Raw genomic sequence first — 23,811 nt, forward strand, 5'->3', positions numbered from 1 at the left:
TTCTGAAGAATCGGACTTTTTTATGAACCATGAACCTTATTTTACAAAAGCTTCATATAACAAGCATTCATTTTGTTTGTCAAACAATGTTTTCTTTCGATAAAGACGTTCATATTCATTCGAATATTGCGTAATCAATGGTTTATTCTGTTTCGGATCATCAGACAATGAATAACAGCTAACTAACATCAATGTCGCATACGCTTTCTGTTCTTTATCTTGTGCCATACTGTAAGCTTTTTGATAATATCCGGTAGCCAAGCTGGGTGTTCTATAATTTTTGATCCACATTGATGCACATGTTTCCTTCGGATTCGGAGTATAATAGCTATCTCCCGAACTCCATCCATAAGACATCATCATCCACGAGTTTCCGTAATAAGAGGTATTATAATAAGCATGCCCTAGCTTAAGATAAGTATCAGCAACTTTCTTCTTGTCTTTACCAGCGGCCAACACCTCCAGATCCAGCAAAGATTTTACAAATCTGGTTTTATTAAATTCATATCCGAAATCTCTCTTGGTCTTAAAGAATTTAGGCACAAAAGGATCTTCATTCAAGTACATCGCATACTCGTAATTATGTTTCCAGAACTGTTGATCCATACTTTTGAAAGTTTCAAAAGCCAGTTTGAGATCCCCATTGCGAAAGGCAATAGTTCCTTTCAGATCTTTATAAGCATCTATTTTATTAAAAGGCTGGTTACATAAGAACTTCTCAAAATCAGTTTTATTTTGCTTCTCAATAAGAGTTATCAGTTTATCCATATCAGAAGTCGAAGCATACATATCAAATAGTCGAAGCCTTCCATAATATTCAGAGGCAAAAGCCGGAACCTGATAATCCTTCGGATAACTCTGTTCGAAATCATAAGCTGTTTTCAATAGGCACATAGAGACAATATCACCCTTTTTGTAAAACTCATTAGCCAAAGCCAGATTCAAAGTAAAATACACACGGGAGTTTTCGTAACACGGATCCGAAAGGTTCTCCTTATTGTCTGCTTCGGGTAAATATTTTCTGATTGCTTTTAGTTTCGACAGATACCCTGTTTTAAAACGTTCTGTTGTTACATCTTCGGTTTTAACCCAAATCCAAGCATCTTCAATCACTTTTTGTATCTGAACCGACTCGTCAGCCTTAGATGATATCATAGCTAAATATTTTACCGCATCCTGTTTATTCTCTTCGAGTAAACTCAAGTGGGCTAGGGCTAGGGAGTAGTAATCTTTATAAGATTGCACTTTGGACTCGGCTTTCAATTTTAGGATAAAACTTTTCAACCTCGCCAGATATTTCAAATCGGTTTCCTGATTGTTCTTTGCAGAGTCTTCAAACCACCTCTGATAAGCGGGTTCTTTATCTTTACAGCCTAAAGTTCCCTCCTCCGATTTCCAATATACTGTAGACAAAAGCCAATCTTCCAATTTACAAACCTCTCTCATTACCAGAAACGGCATATAAGACGAATTTTTATTCCATGTTTCGATTTGCTGCATTCGGTCAAGCTCACGCCCCGGATATTGAATAGACCTTATTACGGCATCAATACTTTTCTCTTTTGCTGTAAACCATTTAGGAGTCTGAACAGTATCATTATACATTTGGGCACAACGCAGCTTTTTCTCATCGCAATTATCAAAACACTGAATATACAATTGATTGGCCTCAGCTTTACGATCCTGCCTGTCTAAAGACATAGCACAAAATAGAGCCGCCCAAGCACTCATAAGATTATCAGGCTTTACCGATCCGAAATGAGACTTAAAAATATGGGAAGATGTTTCAAAATTACCGGATTCCCAACCTAAACGCGCAACCTGAAACGCATAACGGTCTTTTAAGAAAGAAGACTTTACGTTCTTATATTTATGTTCGGCTCTAAGAAATAACTGTGTCCTTTTCTCATCAGTCTTTGCATTTACCGTGCCCCATTCTTCAAATTGAAAATCAGGATCCTGTAAATCATTAACCGATACTTCGGCTTCTTTAGCAAACAACAGATATTCTAAAAGGTCTTTATGTTTCTTATCCCTTATCAAATAAGCGACTAATGTGTTTTTCTCCGCCCAAGCTTTAAGTCCATCGGTTTCGTATGCCATAATAAAATCCGTTGCCGAAGTTTCATACTGGATGACGTATATATCATCGAGTTTCACATCCGGTGAAGTCGCTTTTTGCCACTCCCCGATATTTCTTTTACGATCGTTCGACATAGGATCGGGATGCATTGAATGATAACGTACAGCCGTTGTATACCAAAAAGGCTGCATATTGTCCATGGATGGCAAAGCAGCTCTGAACGTCATGGGACGATTTTCCCAGTCATACTCGTAATATCCGCAAGCTGTTGTTTTTTTACAAAAGATCAGACTAACGGCCAGTCCGATCAAAAATACCTTTAATCTCATTTATCTGTTTTCTTTTTAGTATTTTAGAGCTAAAGTCCCACGAAAAGAAAGTGATACGTGAATACTTATCTATTTTTACATTCTTATACAGGTAGTCGGCCAGTTCTTCCAACTCCATCTGGTTCAACCCTTCTATCCTTATTTCATCTCCGGGACGCGCAAAAAAATCGCCTATTACCATTTCGTTGTTTAACATAAACCGATTTTCTCCGATCCTGGTATATCTCGAATTGATATAATCCTCGTTTTTTGCATTACGGATAACACCTTTAAACTGCTGGTTTCTGAAAATAACACCCCATGAAAATATAGGCAAAGCCAAGTCTATATGCAGAGGATATTTTACCCCTTGTACATATTTCTTTATTTCATCAATGGTCGCTATCGAATTTTTGGCATCATATTCATTTGCAGCCTGCACATTGTAACACATCAATAATACCCTATCTACAGGAGGAATACCGGCCGCAGTTGGATTCTTATACTGCCACAAGCGTAAAGTAGTTGTAATTTCTTTATCAGGAATTACTTCTTTCAGACGCTGAACAAAGTAAAAAAAATTGCCTTTACTCTTTTGCGACCAATCACAATCAATGAGGATATCGGAATATTTCGATCCGAACTGTTGTTTTTCAAATCGACTGTTCACTTCCTCAATACGGTCTCTAATTCTTAGAGCGAGAGTATCGAGCTGCCCCTCGGTTGATTTCAAAAAAACTATATTCGAAAAAAAAACAGACGGAGTTATATGTTTACAATATAGCGAATCTGTACCGGCTTTGATTGTCCCGACAGGCTTTGCCATTTTCGAAAACACATCCCAGCCTACATCAAAATACCGTACATACATATGATTGGCTCCCATCTGCGACCAGATAGTGCTATCGGCTTCATCAAAGTCATATTGAGTCTTCCAATAACAAAAAGACCTTTGCTCATCACGGGTTCGAGTCTCTTTGACACAAGCTGTCAATGCTAAGAAAAGCAATAATATTACACAAGCCGTATATCGGAATTTCACAATCATATTACAATATCAGAAATTAAGGTCTAAGACCTATCTATTACTTAAAGAGTCTATTTCAAAGGTAATATTTTATCTAAGTAACAGCAAGTATTTCAAAAGGCATTTTCAGGCATAACTTTCTGACGTTATTATGATTGGTATAGCAATAAATAGGTCTAGTACCTTAATAAATTTCTCAGCAGACCAAAATGTAATAACAAAGACAGTTAATCGCATAGATAATATTAATCAACTATTACAGGTTATCAAATTGCTTTATTTCAGCAATTTGATCGTTTTCATCCCTCTTTTTATAAAAAATATTAAAGCTCTGGATAGAAAAGTTACAATAAATAAGTAACTTTAGATGTTGATTTATAATTCAATAGTCATCAAAGGTCTGAGACCTTTCCATAGCTTCGATTGTCAAACAACCGAAGATTTGTACAAAATGCACATGAAACAAGCAGTTAGAGATATTTAGAGATACAATACATTTTATGAAAAAAATACAGGATCAAATACTCGTAATATTCGGAGCATCGGGAGATCTTACTTATCGTAAACTAGTACCCGCTTTGTTTGATTTGTATAAACAGAAATCATTACCGGATAATTTTGTAATGCTGGGAGTAGCACGCAGTGATTTCTCGGATGACTCATTCCGAGAAAAAATGATTGGAGGTATACGGCAGTTTTCCTTATCTAAAGATGCGCCGCAATCAGAAGTCGACCATTTTGCAGATAAACTGTTCTACTTATCCATTAACACGGACGAATCAAAAGATTACGCAAAATTAACCGAAAAGTTGTCCCTATTGGATTCGGAAAAGGGTACAAACGGCAACTATCTGTTTTACTTATCAACTCCACCTAATCTATACCCTCTTATTCCCAAATTTCTGGCTGAACAGGAGCTTAATAAAGCAAAGGGTAAAATACGCCGTATCGTTATAGAAAAACCTTTCGGAACTGATCTAAAATCGGCAGTATATCTCAATAAAGGGTTGTTGGCCGACTACGAAGAAGACCAAATATACCGCATGGATCACTATCTTGGAAAAGAAACAGTTCAGAACCTGCTGGTTACACGGTTTTCGAATAGTATTTACGAACCATTGTGGAATCGCAATTATATACATCATGTCGAAATTACCGCAGCCGAAAGTCTGGGAGTGGAGAACCGTGGAGGTTATTATGACCACTCGGGAGCATTGCGGGACATGATTCAAAATCATCTACTTCAACTATTGGCACTTGTTGCAATGGAACCTCCTACAGTAATAGGATCAGATGCAATACGAAATGAAAAACTAAAAGTTTTTCAAGCCATTCGCCCGTTATCGCAGGAAGACATTCTAAACAATGTTATAAGGGGACAATACACTACAGCTAAGGTAAAAGGCAAACCCCAGAAAGGGTACCGAGAAGAAAAAGGAGTAGACCCTGATTCGCGTACTGAAACATACGTAGCATTGAAATTATTTGTCGACAACTGGCGGTGGGGAGATGTTCCGTTCTATATTCGTACAGGGAAACATCTTCCGACACGAGTATCAGAGATAGTTATACATTTCCGCCCGACACCTCTCAATTTGTTTGTTGACAATAAAGAATATTGCAATGACGGCAACATTCTCGTTATCAGAATACATCCGGACGAAGGTATACTCCTCAAAACAGGAATGAAAGTACCGGGAGCCGGCTACAAAGTAAAAGAAGTGAATATGGATTTTCATTATTCGCAACTCCAAGACACTTATGTACCCGGAGCATACGAACGCCTTTTACTGGATGCTATGCTGGGAGACTCGACCCTTTACACCAGAGGTGATGCATTGGAGGCAGCATGGCGTTTTGTGCAACCGATACTCGATTACTGGCAAAACAACCCCGAGGCTCCATTGTATGGATATCCTTGCGGATCGTGGGGACCCAATGTCGCAGACAGCCTTATAGAGGGCAAAAACATGACATGGAGATATCCATGCAAAAACCTATCCGACGACGGAATATATTGTGAATTATGAAAGATATAGTAAAAGTGTACAAAGACGCAGAAACCCTGAGCGAGGGATTCACTGCGTTCCTGAATGAAGAGTTAGCGAACAAAGAGCTGGTTAATATATCTTTATCAGGAGGAACAACCCCAAAATCGATTTTTAAATACTGGGCTGAAAATTGCCAGGATTCGATTGACTGGAAACGGATTATCTTCTTTTGGGGTGATGAACGCTGCGTGCCTCCGGGAGATGAACACAGTAATTACGGGATGACAAAAGAATTTTTGTTCAGCAAGGTTCCGGCTATTTCAAAAAGGCAGATACACCGTATACATGGAGAAGGAGAACCCGATGAAGAGGCTATCTGGTACAGTAATATTATCAAAGGATTTGTTCCATATGTAGATGAAACTCCTTCTTTTGACATAATGATGCTTGGACTTGGCGATGATGGGCACACTGTTTCTATATTCCCTTATGAGATCAATCTATGGGACAGTCCGAAAAAATGTGTTGTGGCTAAACACCCGACATCAGGCATGACACGAATCAGTCTTACGGGACGTATTGTAAATAATTCTCAAAACATCGTTTTCCTCGCTATGGGAAAAGATAAGGCTCTAAAGGTAAAAGAAATTATACAGCAACGCGAGCAGTTTATCAATAGTTATCCGGCAGCACGTGTAAATCCGAATTTCGGAAAACTATACTGGTTTCTGGACGAAGATGCAGCAAGCCTGCTATAATTATCTATTATGATAAAAATAAAGAGGTTGCTTATAAAATAAGCAACCTCTTTATTTTTATCATATCATAATCAAATCATTAAAGATATCCTCTCACAATACCTCTTGGTGATGACTTTACAAAATCAACTATCATTTCCATTTCAGGTGTACGTTCAAAATCCTGTTCGATCTTTACAACAGCATCCGAAAAATTCAGACCCGATTGATATAACAATCTGTATATTTCCTGAATCTGGTTAATTTGTTCATTCGAAAAATTTCTGCGACGCAAACCTACAAGATTGATTCCGGCATAAGTAACAGGCTCTCTTCCTGCAATCACAAAAGGAGGAATGTCTTTACCCAAACGTGTACCGCCTTGTATCATCACATGTTTTCCGATACGTGTAAATTGGTGAACCAAAGTTCCCCCACTCAATATTGCATGATCATCGACTTCCACTTCTCCGGCTAGCTGAGTAGCATTACCCAATATAATATAGTCTCCAAGCACACAGTCGTGTGCAACATGGCTATATGCCATCAAAAGACAATGACTTCCTACTTTAGTTGTACCTTTCGAACTTGTTCCCCTGCTTATCGTGGCACATTCACGTACTGTAGTATAATCACCCACAATAGCAAGTGAGTCTTCTCCTTTGAATTTTAAATCCTGAGGAACCCCGGCTATTACTGCCCCCGGGTGTATTATACAATGTTTCCCGATACGTGCACCATACCTGATATTGGCTCCAGACATAATATGCGCTCCGTCTCCTATCTCTGTGTTATCGTCTATAAATGAGAATGGCTCTATTATAACGTCTTTTCCTATTTTAGCATTCGGGTGAACAAATGCATTCGGTGAAATTTCTGACATATTACAAATTAGTAATTGTTAAAGTTTAATGAAACATCTTTCGAATATAATCAACTTTGGCTGTTTCTCTTTCCAAAGTAACACATAGGTCTGCGACCTTATTTATTCTTAATGATTTGCGCAGTAAATTCCGCTTCAGAGACTACTTTCTCTCCGATGAATGCATACCCCTTCATAATAGCAATACCACGTCTGATCTCAGAGATCATATCTAAACGAAAGATCAAAGTATCTCCGGGAACTACTTTCTGACGGAATTTCACATTATCTATTTTCAGGAAGTAAGTCGAATACCTCTCCGGTTCTTCAACACCCGCTAATACAAGCAGACCTCCGACTTGTGCCATAGCCTCAACCTGCAATACTCCGGGCATAACAGGTTCCTGAGGAAAATGACCAGCAAAGAAAGGCTCATTTACTGTTATATTTTTCACACCGACAATGTGCTTCTGTCCAATTTCGATAATCTTGTCAACCATCAGAAATGGATAGCGGTGCGGCAAAAGTTCTTTAATTTTATTGATATCTAACAAAGACTCTTTGCTTACGTCATACACAGGGGGTTGAACATCATTCAGTTTGATTTGTTTACGAATAGCACGAGCCAATTGATTATTTATTTTATGACCGGGACGTGTAGCTATCACACGGCCTTTAATTGGCTTACCAATCAAAGCCATATCCCCGATTATATCAAGTAACTTATGACGTGCGGGTTCATTCGCATACTGAAGAGGCTTATGATTGAGATAACCCAATTCGGACGCATCTTTATGAGGAACGCCCAAAAGATCACCTAACTTATCTAAATCTTCTTGAGAAATTTGTCTTTCGTAAATCACAATTGCATTATCCAGATCACCGCCTTTAATTAATCCGGCTCCTAACAATTGCTGTATTTCTCTGACAAAAACAAAAGTACGGCAACTTGCAATCTCTTTCTCAAATTGAGTCAGGTCATCCAATGTAGCCGATTGATTGGGTATATATTTAGATTCGAATTCAATAAAAGAATTGACGCAAAAATTTTCATCGGGAAGAAGAATAAGCTTTGATCCGCTCTCTTCATCTTTCACTTCGATTTTTCTTCTCACGACAAAGTAGTCCCTGTCATCATTTTGTTCAACAAGCCCCACTCTGTTTATTTCTTTAACATACTCTATCGAGCTGCCGTCCAATATCGGAAATTCAGGAGCATTGACTTCTATAAGACAGTTATCAACACCTAGTGCATACAACGCAGACATAGCATGTTCTACAGTACTGACATGAACATCTCCTTTCATCAATACGGTGCCTCTTTGGGTAGCACCTACATTTTCCGCCAAAGCGTCAATTACAGGCTCTCCTTCAAGATCTACTCGTTTTATTTTATATCCATGATTCTCAGGAGCAGGATTAAATGTTATGGTTATAGGTAAACCGGTATGCAACCCCTTTCCTTTCAGTGTAAAACTTCCTTGTAGCGTTTTCTGCTTTTCCATTTTATTTCTCTAGAGTAATATTTACTTTTCTCTTGTCAAATATGACTCGTTTCTTTATATTATTTATTTAATGTTTCTTTCAACTCCTTAATCTCCTTCTCCAATTGAGCCATCTGACGATACATATCCGGTAATTTAGGGAAAATCACGCTCGACTTAAAGAAATTCTTCACAGGTATCGCAGGTGACCCTAAAATTTGAGATCCCTCTTTTATATTGCTTATTATACCCGATTGAGCTCCGATACTTGTATTATTGCCGATAGTAATATGTCCTCCAAGTCCTACCTGTCCTCCGATAACACAATGATCGCCAATTTTAGTAGATCCCGAAATACCGACCTGAGCAGCCATTACCGTATTAGCTCCTATCTCGACATTGTGAGCAACCTGAATAAGATTATCCAACTTAACACCTTTTCTAACAATAGTAGCATCCATTACGGCACGATCTATTGTGGTATTTGACCCGATCTCAACATCATCTTCGATAATTACAATACCCATTTGAGGTATCTTTTTATACACTCCGTCTTCCGGAGCAAAACCAAAACCATCCGACCCGATAACTACTCCGGCATGAATAATACAGTTTTTTCCGATTTTACAACCCGGATAAACTTTCGCTCCCGGATACAAAATTGTATTTTCGCCGATAGTACATCCGTCTCCGATGTACACTTGCGGATAAATTTTTACATTATCAGCAACAGAGGCATACTCCCCTATATACGCAAAAGCCCCGACATAAATATCAGAACCTACTTTTGAAGTTTCGGCAATATAGCTCATTGCTTCAACCCCTACCTTCTTTGGCTTCGACTTTTCCACCATATCAAGCAATATTGCAAGGGATGCATAAGCATTGAAAACTTTTACAAGAGTCGCCTTAACCGGTTTTTCCGCAACAAAGTCTGAATTTACCAACACAATACTCGCATCGGTATCATATATATAATGAGTATACTTCGGGTTTGCAAGAAAAGTCAGAGTTCCGGGCTTTCCTTCTTCAATTTTCGAAAAATTGCTTACAGACACGTTAGGATCACCTTCAATGGTGCCCTTAAGTACTTCTGCAATTTGTTGAGCAGTAAAAGAGAGTTGCATATATTTAATATGTATATCTGGAATATTTAAAGTTTTAGATTGCGAAATAAGGAATAATTTTCCAATAATAAATATATTTTAGACGAAATTATGACTCAAACCGTTAATATAGCTTTTATTATACGTTTTACAAATTGTAAATATAAACCGCCACACACAGTAATACAAGCAGATAGAATAATATCACTTTCCACCGTACAACGGCCAATGACAAGAAATGCGACAGCAGCAGCGCTCCGCTTATTACAATCAGGTATGCATCTAACTTCGGATCATATACAATAAACCAGCAAGACAGGATTGATAAGATGAAACACAAATAAAAGAACATCATATTTGTCCTGATCCTTATTTTATCATGAAATGAGTTTGCCTGATAATAGAAAAACAACAAACAGCCTAATAGAGTAGCAGGAACCAGATAATACAAATCGAAAAGTGCCGATTGTTCAAATGAAAGATCCACTATCGGATATAAAGAAAGGAAAGGAGCTACGAAAGCGGCTGTATCCCCTATCGCAAGAAAGACAAAAAAGGCAAGCCAATATATTGATGCAACACCCAGCAACATCGCCACAACAGTCTTGAAACGAAAACACCTCATCATACTAAGTCCTATCAGAAACAGAGGAAAAAATGTAAGCGTATAAAACGAAAACATACTACCCACCGCAAGAAAAAATCCTATCGAATAAGATTTTCCGGAGACATTATTCTGATGATACGTCGACAAAAGAATATATATCGACAACAAAACAGACATTACTCCAATATACTGAGGAGTCATAAATAAAAAAGCCGGATGCAGACTAAACACAAAAATCACCAGTGAGGGAACCATGTATGTCCGTGTACGAATCAATGCATAACGGGCATTAATCTGTCCGAGATAAAGAGCTAGACCTACTACCGAAGCAAAGCTAAAAGCCGCAGAGATAAGTTTGTCGGACAGAATATCCAATAACAATCCTCTCCACAAATATCCTGCTCCTAACTTTTCAGGAGTATAATCTGCCACAAAAAAGAAGAAGCCTAAGCGAAGAAAACACGAAAGAATGATTGAGAAAAAAATCAGATTTTTATTCTCAATCACTCCTCTTTTAAAAGATCTAACTATATCCATGTATATGGTCTGTAACCTTATTGTAAATCAAAACCGATATCCTTACGGTAGTTCTTCCCTGCAAAAGAAACGATTGTTGCGTTCTTAAAAGATTTTGATAAAGCCTCTTCTTTTGTTTCGCCATAAGAACTAATAGTCAATACACGTCCGCCATCTGTAACAACAGCCCCGTTTGCTAATTTTGTTCCGGCATGAAACACTATACTACCCGATACGCCATCTAATCCGGCAATAGGCTTTCCTTTTTCATAATCACCGGGATACCCACCGGAAACAAGCATCACCGTTGTAGCATAGCGGGTATCAATTTCTAAGACTTTATCCCGAAGAGTTTGTGTCGCAACCCCTTCCAGTAGATCCACAAAATCGGACTTGATACGGAGCATCACAACCTCAGTTTCAGGGTCTCCCATACGGGCGTTATACTCAATTACCATCGGTTCGCCGTCAACAGCAATAAGCCCGACAAAAATAAATCCCTTATAATCAATCCCATCTTTTTTCAGACCTTCAACAGTAGGGATAACAATACGCTCCTCTACTTTTTTCATAAAATCCGCATCGGCAAAAGACACAGGCGATACAGCCCCCATTCCTCCGGTATTAGCTCCGGTATCACCTTCTCCGATCCGCTTATAATCTTTTGCGACAGGTAATATTTTATACGAATCGCCATCGGTCATTACAAAAACAGAACATTCAATTCCCGACAAAAACTCTTCGATAACAACAGTTGATCCCGCATCGCCAAAACGTCCGTCAAACATTGCTTTCAGTTCGTTTTTTGCCAAACCCAGATCATCTAGAATAACTACACCTTTTCCTGCAGCCAAACCATCGGCCTTTAAAACATAAGGAGGATTCAGTTCCGACAGAAAATCATACGCACCTTCAAGCTCACTCGCCGAAAAGCTTTTGTATCTTGCCGTCGGTATATTATGGCGCATCATAAACTGCTTTCCAAAATCTTTGCTGCCCTCCAGCTGAGCTCCGTGTTTAGAGGGACCTATTACCGGAATGTGTTTTAAAGAATCGTCAGTCTGAAAAAAATCATATACACCTTTCACCAAAGGATCTTCGGGTCCCACAACAACCATATCTACTTTTTCTTTCAAAGAAAAAGCTTTTATCGCAGCAAAGTCAGTCGCAGAGATATTTACATTTTCGGCAATCAGTCCGGTTCCGGCATTACCGGGAGCCACAAAAAGCTTACTAACGCGCGTACTTTGCTTTATTTTCCAAGCCAGAGCATGCTCACGCCCACCGCTTCCTAACAATAAAATGTTCATAAGGTAATATTGGTTTACTGGTTAAGTCCGTAAAGTTAATAATCTTCCTATTTATTACGGATATCTATTACAGAGAATTATTCAGAATCAACAACAGGAGCATCCAGATCTCCCTCCCATTTACTCACAACCGTTGTAGCCAAGGCGTTTCCTAAAACATTGGTCATACTCCGCGCCATATCGCAAAAATGATCTATAGGCAACAACAATGCAACTCCTTCGGGAGGAATGCCGAACATAGAACACGTAGCTACTATAATAATCAGGGAGGCTCTCGGCACACCTGCAATTCCCTTACTGGTAAGCATCAACACCAACAGCATTACGATCTGAGAACTGAGGCTCATTTCTATACCGTAAAGCTGAGCAATAAATATACTGGCAAAGGTCATATACATCATACTGCCATCGAGATTGAACGAATATCCCAAAGGTAGAATAAACGATACGATCTTCGACTTACAGCCAAATCGTTCCAATTCCTGAACAAGTTTCGGAAACACAGCTTCGCTGCTCGATGTAGAAAAAGCAATCAGTAATGGGTTGCCGATAATCTTTATCAATGACCAAACTCTTTTGCCAAGAATAACATACCCTACAAGAATAAGAACAACCCAAAGGGTTGCGATACCGATAACAAAAGCGAGCAAAAAATGGGCATAAACTTTAAAAATAGACAATCCATGCATAGCTACAGCAGCTGTCACCGTTCCAAATACCGCAGCAGGAGCAACCCACATAACATACCCTACTATTTTCAAAATAACATGAGTAATAGTATCCAATGCTCTTGATATCGGAAGTCCCTTCTCTCCATATGATCCTAAAGCAATACCGAAAATAACGGCAAAGACCAATATCTGCAAGATCTCATTATGAGCCAAAGCCTCAAATAGACTTTTGGGCACAACATGATTTACAAACTCAGCCAGAGATAACTCCTGAGTTTTACCCAGTAATTCTTTTGCACTTGCAGTATTATGTATATCAATACCGGAATCTGCGCCCGGTTGTAAAACATTTACCCAGATCAGTCCTATCGACAAGGAAACCAATGTAGCCGAAATAAACCAAAGCAGGGCTTTTCCTCCTATCCTCCCGACCATCTTAGCATCTCCCATCTTGGTTATACCAACCACTATAGTACAAAACACCAATGGAGCCACAATCATCTGAATCAGCCGGATAAATATCGTACCTAACAGTTTTATATTCTCGGCAACAAGAGTCATCACTCTTAACGGGCAAAACATATGAACACACTGACCAAGAATGATTCCCAATATAAGAGACAATACAATATAATAAAACAGCTTATTACCGGCGGAATTCTTAGTTTCTTTTATTTCCATAGATAAATCAAGTAACAGAAAGTATTTAACAACGTATTCTAAAGCAACAATTACCCGTTGCTATTATGTTTACAAAGTCAGCAAAAAGCGACAACCTTGAAACTGAAAAACTAACCCCTTTTATAATTTCCACATCCGTTGAAACCCAAAACATACAAATATATAAACATATTATCAAAAATATGTCTTTTTAACGAACATAAACCCACGAAACAAAAACAAACGGCTGCCTTTTAGTTAAAAAGCAACCGTTTTGAAAGACATATAAATATTTAACAGAATCTAATTTTTCAGAAATTTCACAGCTACCCAATTATCTTTCGAATTAAAATGATCGAATAACAAGCCATTTTTCTCGCATTCAGCCTGTATTACAGGAATATCTTCTTTATAAAAGCCGCTCATATATAGAGCTCCCCCTTTATTCAGCACTGAAACATAGACATTAATATCATTCAACAATATATTCCGGTTAATATTAGCCAGAATAACATCAAACGTCTTATCAGCATGAAGCAGATCCGCCCCTCCGATCTTCAGCTCAATGTTCGATACTTTGTTGAGATTCAGATTTTCTTTTGCATTATCATATGCCCATTCATCTATATCTATCGCCTCAATTGGGTCTGCGCCTCTCATAGACGCTAAGATAGCAAGAATAGCAGTACCGCATCCCATATCAAGCAACGACTTACCTGAGAAATCTTCATTCAGAATTTCTCTTATCATCAGTTCGGTTGTCTGATGATGACCTGTACCGAATGCCATTTTGGGATCTATATAAATATTGTATTCATAAGTAGCAGGTGCATTATGAAACGTACTTTGTATAATACAACGATCATCGATAACCAGAGGCTGGAAGTAATTCTTTTCCCATTCTTCATTCCAATTGCGGTCTTCTACTTCTGATATTTTATAATCGAAAGAAGCTTCCACCGGAAAATCGGACAACAAACTATCCAGAGCACCCTTGTCAAAAATCTGAGTTTGAATATACGCTTTGATCCCCAACTCGGTATCAACAAAACTTTCGAACCCTATTTCCCCCAAGGTTGCAGAAAGTACTTCCGTTACAACTTCATCATGAGGTTTACAAACAAAATCTATTTCAATATAATTCATCTGAATTTCTGGTTTTAAGGTCTCCGACCCATTTATTATTTAAATATATATATCAGAACTATGATTTACGGTAAGAAACACGATTAATTAATCAATAAATAACATCTAACAATATGCTTTTATTTGATTGTTCATTACCAAAGCGGCAAATAGGTCTAAGATCTTTATTTTAAACCTTTCGTGCTATTTCTAAGGCAAAATTACTCTTTTTAACTTCATTTTCGAGTATCAGGCTCTCTTTTCACATTATAACACATTTAGCCATTAAGTTTTTTTATTACCTTTCTGCTCTAAATTAAGAGTATGAAGACATCGAACATTAGTTTATACATAATTGTTCTTTTCTTATAAGAAAGACCGTTGTCGCTTTTAACTTATTTATAGATTTCAGACGCAACAATTGCACACTTTTTGCATCTTATCTATATGATACAAAAAATAGCTCACACTAAGATTAAACCTTTAAAGACTATCTGTAGTCTAATTTAGGAACAAGAAAAACGATTCAAAAAAAAATATAAGGAGAGGAGATAAAACAATGAAAAAAGGCAAATTATTAATATTGGCTGCGTTATTACCATTGGCTGGTTTCTCTCAGGACTGGGGCGATGATATCTACGGATCTTCCCCTCAAAAAAAAGAAACCGCTAAAACGCAAAAGGTTGAAACTCCAGTTTCAAAGACCTCCAATACGAAACAGAACAATACAAACATTGCCGTTTCTAACAGGAACAGCGATATGGACATTTACACCAATGGTAATGTAAATGTGGATGTAGACGCTTACAATCGCAGAGGCGGAAATGCAAATGTTTATTCGCAGAATGACACATTAGCATACGATGAAGACGATGCGCAATACGAATACACCGACCGTATCGTAAAATACCACAATCCCGCAAACAGTGTAACAATTACCAGCGATGATGATATCAATGTATATGTTATAAACGACGTATATGACGATTATTATTACTCTCGCGGATGGAATACCAGTTTCCGTTGGGGAATAGGATATAACCCTTGGTACTATTCATACAGCAGTTGGGATCCCTGGTACTGGGATTCATGGTACTACCCCGGTTATTACTCTTGGTATAGCCGTCCTTATTGGGGATGGGGTGGTTGGTATTCCGGCTGGTATGGTGGTTGGTACGGAGGTTGGTCTGGCGGATGGGGCTGGTCCGGCGGATGGCACGACCCATGGTATTCAAGACCTTACTCACGCAATTATTATAGTAATGGTCGAAACAGTGCCGGCAGATACGGTAATAATTCTTCAGGCAGATACTCTTCATCAAGAGATAACGGAAGATATTCAGGAGGTAGATCTTCAGAAGGCGGAAGGTACAGTTCCGGCCGTACTTCCAGCGGAGGACGCTACAGCAGTGACAATGTCCGCTCAAGCGGCCGATATAGTTCAGATCGCACTTCTGCAACCGATGGAAGATACAGCACCGGAGGAAGAACATCATCCAGAGAATCAGGTATCAGCACAAGACCATTGAATACGGGAGGAAGAACTTCATCAGGACGTACTTATATAAACCGTGATGCAACTTATGATGCGAGTACAGGACGTATATACTCCAATGGCAGAACATCTTCGTCATCAAGAGGATCAAGCGATAATTCGGGAACAACATCATCTTCTAATTCCGGAAGATATTCATCGGGAAGGACATCGTCTTCATCTAGTTCAGAAAGAACTACCACCAGTGGACGATCTTCTAGTTCAAGAAGTTACAATAGCGGAAGTTCATCAAGCTCCAACAGATCTTACGACTCAGGTCGATCTTCGTCAAGCAGCAGTAGATCTTACGATTCGGGCAGGTCTTCGTCTTACAGCAGCGGACGGTCTTCATCAGGAGGATCCTCGTACAGCGGAGGTGGAGGCAGCAGCCGTAGCTCTTCTGGTGGAGGCGGAGGTGGACGCAGCAGCCGCAGATAAAATCAGATAAGCGATCTTGGATATATTAAGGTCTCAGACCCTTTTATTACTTTGGTAAGCATAACAGCTAAAGTCTTTTATAAATTTAAATATATCATTAATACTTGCTGTTATTTAATAAAAATAAAAACGAAAGTTGCTTTAATAATAGGGCAACTTTCGTTCTAAGAAACAAAAATAGATTATGAAAAGAGTTTTTACACTAGCTTTAGTTTTAACATCCATTGCCGGAGGAGCTTCAGCTCAAGGCTCACTGGATGCTTTTAACCTGTCATACAACGATTTGAAAGGAACAGCCCGATCGGTATCAATGGGGGGAGCTTTCGGAGCCTTAGGAGGTGATGTCTCGGGAATTGCAATAAACCCTGCCGGTATCGGAGTATACACAAAATCGGAAATCGTTACCACTCTTAATTTTGCTAATACATCCATCAAGTCGAATTTTTCGGGAAACAGCATGGATGATAAAAAATTTAAAGTAAACTTCGACAATTTAGCCTTCGTAGGAACAGTTCCTATCGAAAGCGATGTGGTTCCATTAATCAATTTCGGATTTTCATACAATAATCTAAAGTCTTTTAACCGTAAATACAGGGCAGGAGCAAATGGGCTGAATCAGTCCTTTACTCAATACTTGGCAGATAGAGCTAATAACCAAAAAGACTTTGACAATATCACATCAGGCAACGGATATAACACTGCTAATGATTGGATGAGCGTATTAGGTTATAGCGGCTATCTAATTGACGAAACAGACAGCAAAACTTTTATTCCTACATTCAGACAAGAAAATACGACGGAAACAGCTAATACAGACCTTTATATTCAAGAAAAAGGTAACGTCAGTTCATATGATTTTAATGTCGGAACGACAATCGATGATATACTTAGCATCGGGCTTACGGTAGCCGTAACCGATATAGACTATCACTTATCATCTACATTATACGAAAAATTCTCGTCAAACAACGATGATTATTATCTGGATAATGAATTGAAAACAGATGGTACAGGATGGCAGGTAAAAGCAGGACTTATCTTTAAACCTATAAAAGAATTGAGAATCGGTGCTGCATACCACTCTCCTACTTGGTATAACATGACTGATCGTTACTACGGAGTAGTAGATGCATCATGGAATAGTGAATTAATTGGTACACCCGGATACAGAGAAGGCGGAGCATCTAATGATTATAAATTAAGAACACCTGACAAATGGATATTCAGTCTTGCTGGTATAATCGGACAATATGCAATAATCAGTGCAGATTATGAATTAACTAATTACAGTAAAACCAACCTGTCTAACAGATACGACAGAGATTATAACTTCAGTCGGGAAAATGGTCTAACAGAACAATATTTCAAAAATTCATCAACAATACGAGTAGGTGCAGAAATCAGATTCACACCTCAGTTTTCGGGACGTGTTGGTTATATGTGGCAACAAAGTCCATTTGAAAAAGAAGTTAAAGACCGAAATATAATTCCTGAAACTGCAGGAACTGTACCTCAATATACAATCGTAGGAGATGCAAATCACTTTACATGGGGACTAGGTTATAAGTTCACTCCAAATTTTTACACAGATATCGCTTTTGTGATAAAAAACAGAAAAGATGACCTATACCTTTATCAGGATTCAGACAAAGTAGAATTGAAAACGAATCAGTTTTCAGGTCTGATAACTTTCGGCTGCCGATTCTGATAAAATAGTAAAAAGTAAGGTCTCAGACCTATTTATTGCTCTGGCGAGTAAAACATTATAAACTAAAAGTATAACATTAATACTTTCTGTAATTCAAAATAGAAAAGCTGTACAGAATCCAGATGGATAGTGCAGCTTTTTCTTTTTTCTCAGATTATTCCACTTGCTTTTTATACCTTTGCTTCATTATTTTTTATTTAAACTATCATGTCAACTTATACAGAAGATAACAGGAAAGTAACCACACACCGCCTTCAGGAAATGAAACAGCGAGGCGAGAAAATATCAATGCTTACTTCATATGATTTTTCGATGGCGTCGATTGTTGATCAAGCGGGGATGGATGTTATCCTTGTAGGAGATTCAGCATCAAATGTAATGGCCGGTAATGTCACCACCCTACCCATGACCCTCGATCAGATGATCTATCACGGAAAATCAGTAGTGAATGGTGTTAAGCGCGCATTAGTTGTTATAGATATGCCCTTCGGGACATGCTCGGGAAATCCTACTCAATCTTTGGAATCGGCCATCCGCATCATGAAAGAAACCGGAGCCGATGCTTTGAAAATAGAAGGCGGTAAAGAAATAATTGACGATATAAAGAAAATAATCGATGCAGGAATACCCGTTATGGGACATTTGGGATTAATGCCTCAGTCCATCAATAAATACGGAACTTACGCAGTAAGAGCCAAAGATGGAGACGAAGCCAAGAAGCTACTCGAAGATGCCCGCTTACTCGAATCGATAGGTTGTTTCGGTATTGTTCTGGAAAAAATCCCGGCTCAACTCGCCGGACAGGCATCTAAAGAATTAAGTATCCCCATTATAGGTATTGGTGCAGGAGGAGAGGTTGACGGACAGGTTTTGGTTATACACGATATGCTCGGTATAAATAAGGGATTCTCCCCTAAATTTTTGCGCCGTTATGCCGACTTACATACAATAATGACCAAAGCGGTACAGAGCTATATAGAGGATGTAAAAACCAGTGACTTCCCCAACCAGAACGAAAGCTATTAACATCTCTGACAGATAAAGAAGATAAAGACACACAGGCTGCAATCTGTCGAAAAGGCATAATTGCAGCCTTGGTTTTATTTAGAGACATAGAAATAACCAAAGCAATAAAAGAGGTTTAGACCTTAATTATATTTACTGATCGAAACTAAAGAATACCCAAAGCGATAATGAAAGTTTGTATAGCCGAAAAGCCCAGTGTAGCCCGTGAAATTGCCAATGTATTAGGAGCCAACAGTAAAAAAGACGGCTACTTTGAAGGGAATGGATATCAGGTGACCTGGACATTCGGGCACTTCTGTACACTCAAAGAACCCCACGAATACTATTCGCAATGGAAACGCTGGTCTTTAGATGTGTTACCGATGATACCTCCCCGATTTGGAATAAAGCTGCTGGACAATGACGGTGTAATCAAACAATTCGGTGTAATTGAAAACCTTATAGCCAAAGCAGACGAAGTGATAAACTGCGGTGATGCGGGACAAGAAGGAGAATTGATCCAACGGTGGGTAATGCAGAAAGCCCAATGCAAGTGCCCGGTTAAGAGACTCTGGATATCATCGCTTACCGAAGATGCCATCCGTGAAGGTTTTCAGAAACTGAGGGAGCAAAAAGAATTCGATAAACTATACGAAGCTGGATTATCCCGTGCCATCGGCGATTGGCTGCTTGGGATGAATGCGACCCGTCTATACACAGTTAAATACGGACAAAACAAATCGGTATTATCCATCGGACGTGTACAAACTCCTACTCTGGCACTGATAGTAAACAGACAACTCGAAATAGAAAATTTCAAGCCAGAACCTTATTGGGAACTTAAAACCATCTACAGGGATACGACATTTTCGGCTACAAAAGGCAGATTTACTACTGTCGAAGAAGGAACAAAATTTCTCGATGAAATAAAAGACAGTATCTTCGAAGTTACAGATGTTACGACTAAAAATGGAGAAGAGTATCCTCCAAGACTATTCGACCTTACATCGCTGCAAGTAGAATGCAACAAAAAATTCGCCTTCTCGGCAGAAGACACACTAAAAACAATTCAGTCCCTTTATGAAAAGAAGCTGACCACCTACCCTCGTGTAGATACCACTTTTCTGAGTGACGATATTTTTCCGAAAGTACCTGCTACCCTTAAAGGACTATATGGGTATGAAACCCTGGTAGAACCTGTATTGGCAAGTAAAATAAAGAAGTCGAAAAAAGTATTCGACAACAGCAAGGTTACCGACCACCATGCTATCATTCCAACAGGTGTAAGAGCAACAGCCATCAGCGAAAACGAACGCAAGGTTTACGATCTGATCACACGCCGCTTCATCGCTGTTTTTTATCCGAATTGTAAAGTATCCACAACAACCGTTCTGGGAGAAGCCGCTAAAGTAGAATTTAAAGTAACCGGAAAACAAATACTGGATCCGGGATGGCGTGTTGTTTTCGAAAAACAATCAGCTAATAATTCTGCCGATGATGAAAATAATAACAAAGACGAAGAAAATATTCTTCCCGATTTTATAAAAGGTGAAAACGGTCCACATGAACCATCATTAAACGAAAAATGGACTACCCCTCCTAAATATTACACAGAAGCAACTCTGCTGCGTGCAATGGAAACCGCCGGAAAGTTAGTGGATAATGAAGAATTGAGAGACGCCTTAAAAGAAAATGGAATTGGCCGCCCCTCAACCCGTGCAGCTATTATAGAAACCTTATTTAAACGGAATTACATACGCAAAGAAAAGAAAAACCTCTTTGCAACGATCACCGGTGTACAGCTAATACAAACCATTCAGGAAGAGCTGCTTAAATCGGCAGAATTAACCGGAATATGGGAAAATAAGCTGAGACAGATAGAGCGCAGCCAATATGACACGCGGATTTTCATTGATGAACTGAAGCAAATGCTGATACAGGTAGTCACTAATGTAAGAAACGATTGGAGTCAAAAATCTATCGAGATAGAAGAAGTAAAAGAACCCGAAAAAAATCCGGAGAAGAAATCTTCACCGAGAAAGAAAAAAGAAGACACCGGAGAAAAGAAAGCAAAAGCATCAGCAAAGAAAACAGATAAAGAAGTTACCTGCCCTCTTTGCAAAAAAGGAAAACTGCTGAAAGGAAAAGCGGCATATGGTTGCTCGGAATGGAAAGCAGGATGTACTTACCGCCTTCCGTTCGATGGCAATGTAGAAAATATGAGCAATGACGAATTAAGAAAATTTCTTAAAACCTGATGCCATACCCTATCGAAAAGATTGCATAATTAGAATACCATTCGGGCTTCTCTTTTTTCAATAATAACTGATTAAATTCGAAATTCAAAAACCCGCGATCAGATAAGTCAAACTCGGCTCCCAATCCTAGATTACAGCCAAAATCCGTTATATTTCGGTTGTTCGGAACAGCCGAAAAACTATGGTTGCTTGCAACAACCCCAATTACAGGATAAAGCCGAAAGTTATCTATTATATTCACCAGATAGTGACCGTTAATACTTATATCTAAACCCAAGTTACTATCCGAAGGAATATAAGCTGTAACATTTGCTGCTAAACGGATATTATATGGCAGAGAGTAACGATAATTGGCTCCTATACCATATTTGGCATCATCAATCTTAGAACGATAGTTCAGGTCAAATACGAGTGACGATTTTTGAGCGTAAGTACAAATACATAGTACTGCAAATAAAATTGTGATAAGTGTCTTTTTCATATATTATGAGATTAGTGTTTCTCAAAAGTAGATATTCTTATATTCACCATCAATACCTAAAAATAATGAGATTCAGTTTCTGATTGAGTGAATGGGTTTTCTTACGTACGGGGATATTTCCGATAAGGGATCTAAACTACAGAAAAAGAACAAAAAGAATTATCTTTGTACAAAAAAGAATGCAAGAAGAAATTTTCCCGCTGGTAGATGAAGATGGCAATGTTATAGGACAAGCCTCCCGAAAAGAATGCCATAGCGGATCGAAGCTTTTACATCCGGTTATACACCTCCATATATTTAACAGTAAGGGCGAATTATATCTCCAAAAAAGATCAGCAACTAAAGACATACAACCCAATAAGTGGGACTCATCGGTAGGCGGACATATAGATCTGGGTGAAACGCCCGAAATTGCAGCTAAACGCGAAGCGCGAGAAGAAATAGGGCTACAAGACGTAACCATACATTTTATCCAAAAATACATTATCGAAACAGATAGAGAAAGAGAACTCACTTACTGCTTTTATTCTATTTCTAATGAAACTCCTCATGCCGATATGAACGAGGTTACAGACGGGAGGTTCTGGAATATTTCAGAAATAGCAGATCAATTGGGAAAAGATATTTTCACACCTAATTTCGAATTGGACTTCAAGCATTTCTTAAACTCGGGCATTGACAATTTACTCGAAAAATACAAATAAGATTATTTTTATCTATAGAGAAAGGCTGTTAACAGTGACCAACTGAAAGAGGAAAAAGTAACAATGAAAAGTGTACATAAAGTGAGTCACCTTTGTAACCTTTTTTTAAGAATGATCAATAAAAAGGGGTTACAAGAAAAAAAGGAACAACCGAAGAAGTACAATTTTGACGTCACCTTTGTTACCTTTTTGAAATTGATTACTGATAATTGTTTATTGATAACTATTCATTGACTCCGTTACTTTTGTAACCTTTTCAATATAATCTAAAAAAAACAAGATATAATGCAATTTAAACTAATAGAGAACGGAGATTCTGTTCGCAAACACGATAAAGAGATTCTAAAACAAGCAATTTTGTCTTTGAAAGAAGACGAAGATTGCTACATTATACTCGAACCGAAAAGTCCTATAGATAACAGCATCTACCTACAGATAAGTATTGAAGCAGGTCAATATAAGGTAGAGACACGACTGGTATTCGGTTCGGATGACGACTTCAAGCATCTTAGTAAACGGTACAGCAACAATGAAGAGGTAATCCATCTATTTGATGATTATTATACCGACTGTAAGTTACCCGACCTTCGCTCATGGTCTGACGATACATCGACCTTCAAAGAGGAAGAAGAAAGAGACATGGTCAAACTGTATAAAAATACAGAAGGGCAGATTCACTATTTCGAAATGTGGATAGATGAAGAAGACATCCTTACATCTCACGAAGGCATTCTTGGCGAAATCGGTGAAACTGAAAGCTTCGCCAAACCAAGTGACGAAGACCACCTTCCTCCACGAATAGCTATGGCTAAAGCCATCAAAACATATCAAGAGCGGGGTTATAGCGAAAACATCAATCTCACCGAACTGATCATACAATATCCGGTGGAAAAGAATACCAAACCTTCCGCCATCGACAAGCAGATTGAAGACATAGAGGCTTGTTTGAATAATTGTTTGGGATGGACGGGAAACGGACATTGCGACGGAGGAGACTACGCCTTTGACATAGCAACATTCTTCTGCTATGTGGTAGATAAAGACATCGCAACGGAAACAATTATTGAAGCATTAGAGGAAGACGGACTTATGTTTGCAGGCGTTAAAATCGCCTATGCTGATGAAAAGACCGAAGAATATCTTCTAATCTATCCGAACGAAGGTACATTCAATATGATATAAAAATAGCGGTTGTA

General features: G+C 38.6%; 18 protein-coding genes. 8 read left to right on the top strand and 10 right to left on the bottom strand.

Features of this window, described 5'->3' with window-relative positions; genetic code table 11:
- Nucleotides 1-36 precede the first annotated feature (36 nt).
- Both AABJ51_RS12240 and AABJ51_RS12245 read right to left on the bottom strand, forming a co-directional pair.
- Nucleotides 37-2,412, bottom strand: a complete 2,376-nt coding sequence (locus AABJ51_RS12240) for a hypothetical protein (RefSeq protein WP_338372768.1) — start codon at nucleotides 2,410-2,412, stop codon at nucleotides 37-39.
- On the bottom strand, nucleotides 2,375-3,439 hold the full coding sequence (locus AABJ51_RS12245) for a hypothetical protein (protein WP_338372769.1): 1,065 nt from the start codon (nucleotides 3,437-3,439) through the stop codon (nucleotides 2,375-2,377). The genes AABJ51_RS12240 and AABJ51_RS12245 overlap by 38 nt, the downstream gene beginning before the upstream one ends.
- A 479-nt stretch (nucleotides 3,440-3,918) precedes the next feature.
- Here AABJ51_RS12245 and zwf point away from each other — a divergent pair, with 479 nt between their 5' ends.
- Together zwf and pgl are read left to right on the top strand one after the other, a co-directional pair.
- Complete coding sequence (zwf, locus tag AABJ51_RS12250; protein WP_338372770.1) at nucleotides 3,919-5,448, top strand: glucose-6-phosphate dehydrogenase; 1,530 nt, start codon at nucleotides 3,919-3,921, stop codon at nucleotides 5,446-5,448.
- Nucleotides 5,445-6,167 (top strand): 6-phosphogluconolactonase, encoded by a 723-nt coding sequence (pgl, locus tag AABJ51_RS12255; RefSeq protein WP_246037474.1) that lies wholly within the window; start codon nucleotides 5,445-5,447, stop codon nucleotides 6,165-6,167. The genes zwf and pgl overlap by 4 nt, the downstream gene beginning before the upstream one ends.
- A 79-nt stretch (nucleotides 6,168-6,246) precedes the next feature.
- Here the strand turns inward: pgl and lpxA are convergent, their stop codons facing one another.
- The 7 genes from lpxA to prmA form a co-directional block, all read right to left on the bottom strand.
- The gene (gene lpxA, locus AABJ51_RS12260; protein WP_026626040.1) at nucleotides 6,247-7,029 is read right to left on the bottom strand and encodes an acyl-ACP--UDP-N-acetylglucosamine O-acyltransferase; all 783 of its coding nucleotides are present in this window, start codon (nucleotides 7,027-7,029) and stop codon (nucleotides 6,247-6,249) included.
- 98 nt (nucleotides 7,030-7,127) lie between these two features.
- Complete coding sequence (locus AABJ51_RS12265) at nucleotides 7,128-8,513, bottom strand: bifunctional UDP-3-O-[3-hydroxymyristoyl] N-acetylglucosamine deacetylase/3-hydroxyacyl-ACP dehydratase (protein ID WP_026626039.1); 1,386 nt, start codon at nucleotides 8,511-8,513, stop codon at nucleotides 7,128-7,130.
- A 59-nt stretch (nucleotides 8,514-8,572) separates the two neighbouring features.
- Nucleotides 8,573-9,619, bottom strand: coding sequence for a UDP-3-O-(3-hydroxymyristoyl)glucosamine N-acyltransferase (gene lpxD / locus AABJ51_RS12270; protein ID WP_338372771.1), 1,047 nt, complete (start codon nucleotides 9,617-9,619; stop codon nucleotides 8,573-8,575).
- A gap of 127 nt (nucleotides 9,620-9,746) precedes the next feature.
- Complete coding sequence (locus AABJ51_RS12275) at nucleotides 9,747-10,742, bottom strand: hypothetical protein (RefSeq protein ID WP_338372772.1); 996 nt, start codon at nucleotides 10,740-10,742, stop codon at nucleotides 9,747-9,749.
- A gap of 17 nt (nucleotides 10,743-10,759) precedes the next feature.
- On the bottom strand, nucleotides 10,760-12,031 hold the full coding sequence (purD, locus tag AABJ51_RS12280) for a phosphoribosylamine--glycine ligase (RefSeq protein ID WP_338372773.1): 1,272 nt from the start codon (nucleotides 12,029-12,031) through the stop codon (nucleotides 10,760-10,762).
- Between the two features lie 77 nt (nucleotides 12,032-12,108).
- Nucleotides 12,109-13,383 carry a dicarboxylate/amino acid:cation symporter gene (locus tag AABJ51_RS12285; protein WP_026626035.1) on the bottom strand — a complete coding sequence of 425 codons (1,275 nt, stop codon included), beginning with the start codon at nucleotides 13,381-13,383 and terminating at the stop codon, nucleotides 12,109-12,111.
- 282 nt (nucleotides 13,384-13,665) lie between these two features.
- Nucleotides 13,666-14,508, bottom strand: a complete 843-nt coding sequence (prmA, locus tag AABJ51_RS12290; RefSeq protein WP_338372774.1) for a 50S ribosomal protein L11 methyltransferase — start codon at nucleotides 14,506-14,508, stop codon at nucleotides 13,666-13,668.
- Nucleotides 14,509-15,046: 538 nt separating this feature from the next.
- On the opposite strand from prmA, the gene AABJ51_RS12295 reads away from it, so the two are divergent.
- The 4 genes from AABJ51_RS12295 (at nucleotide 15,047) to AABJ51_RS12310 (ending at nucleotide 21,430) form a co-directional block, all read left to right on the top strand.
- Nucleotides 15,047-16,459, top strand: coding sequence for a hypothetical protein (locus AABJ51_RS12295; protein ID WP_338372775.1), 1,413 nt, complete (start codon nucleotides 15,047-15,049; stop codon nucleotides 16,457-16,459).
- Nucleotides 16,460-16,643: 184 nt separating this feature from the next.
- On the top strand, nucleotides 16,644-18,167 hold the full coding sequence (locus AABJ51_RS12300) for an OmpP1/FadL family transporter (protein WP_026626032.1): 1,524 nt from the start codon (nucleotides 16,644-16,646) through the stop codon (nucleotides 18,165-18,167).
- 207 nt (nucleotides 18,168-18,374) lie between these two features.
- Nucleotides 18,375-19,193 carry a 3-methyl-2-oxobutanoate hydroxymethyltransferase gene (gene panB, locus AABJ51_RS12305; RefSeq protein ID WP_338372776.1) on the top strand — a complete coding sequence of 273 codons (819 nt, stop codon included), beginning with the start codon at nucleotides 18,375-18,377 and terminating at the stop codon, nucleotides 19,191-19,193.
- A gap of 167 nt (nucleotides 19,194-19,360) precedes the next feature.
- Entirely contained in the window at nucleotides 19,361-21,430 is a 2,070-nt protein-coding gene (locus tag AABJ51_RS12310) for a DNA topoisomerase 3 (RefSeq protein WP_338372777.1), read from the top strand.
- Here the strand turns inward: AABJ51_RS12310 and AABJ51_RS12315 are convergent.
- On the bottom strand, nucleotides 21,420-21,911 hold the full coding sequence (locus tag AABJ51_RS12315; protein WP_338372778.1) for an outer membrane beta-barrel protein: 492 nt from the start codon (nucleotides 21,909-21,911) through the stop codon (nucleotides 21,420-21,422). The two genes, AABJ51_RS12310 and AABJ51_RS12315, sit on opposite strands and share 11 nt — an antisense overlap.
- Before the next feature lie 179 nt (nucleotides 21,912-22,090).
- On the opposite strand from AABJ51_RS12315, the gene AABJ51_RS12320 reads away from it, so the two are divergent.
- Both AABJ51_RS12320 and AABJ51_RS12325 read left to right on the top strand, forming a co-directional pair.
- Nucleotides 22,091-22,615, top strand: coding sequence for an NUDIX hydrolase (locus tag AABJ51_RS12320; RefSeq protein ID WP_026626028.1), 525 nt, complete (start codon nucleotides 22,091-22,093; stop codon nucleotides 22,613-22,615).
- Between the two features lie 285 nt (nucleotides 22,616-22,900).
- The gene (locus AABJ51_RS12325; protein ID WP_338372779.1) at nucleotides 22,901-23,797 is read left to right on the top strand and encodes a hypothetical protein; all 897 of its coding nucleotides are present in this window, start codon (nucleotides 22,901-22,903) and stop codon (nucleotides 23,795-23,797) included.
- Nucleotides 23,798-23,811 lie beyond the last annotated feature (14 nt).

Origin of the sequence: Indolivaga capnocytophagoides, assembly GCF_036511535.1 — a bacterium.
Lineage (GTDB): Bacteria > Bacteroidota > Bacteroidia > Bacteroidales > Dysgonomonadaceae > Dysgonomonas_A > Dysgonomonas_A capnocytophagoides.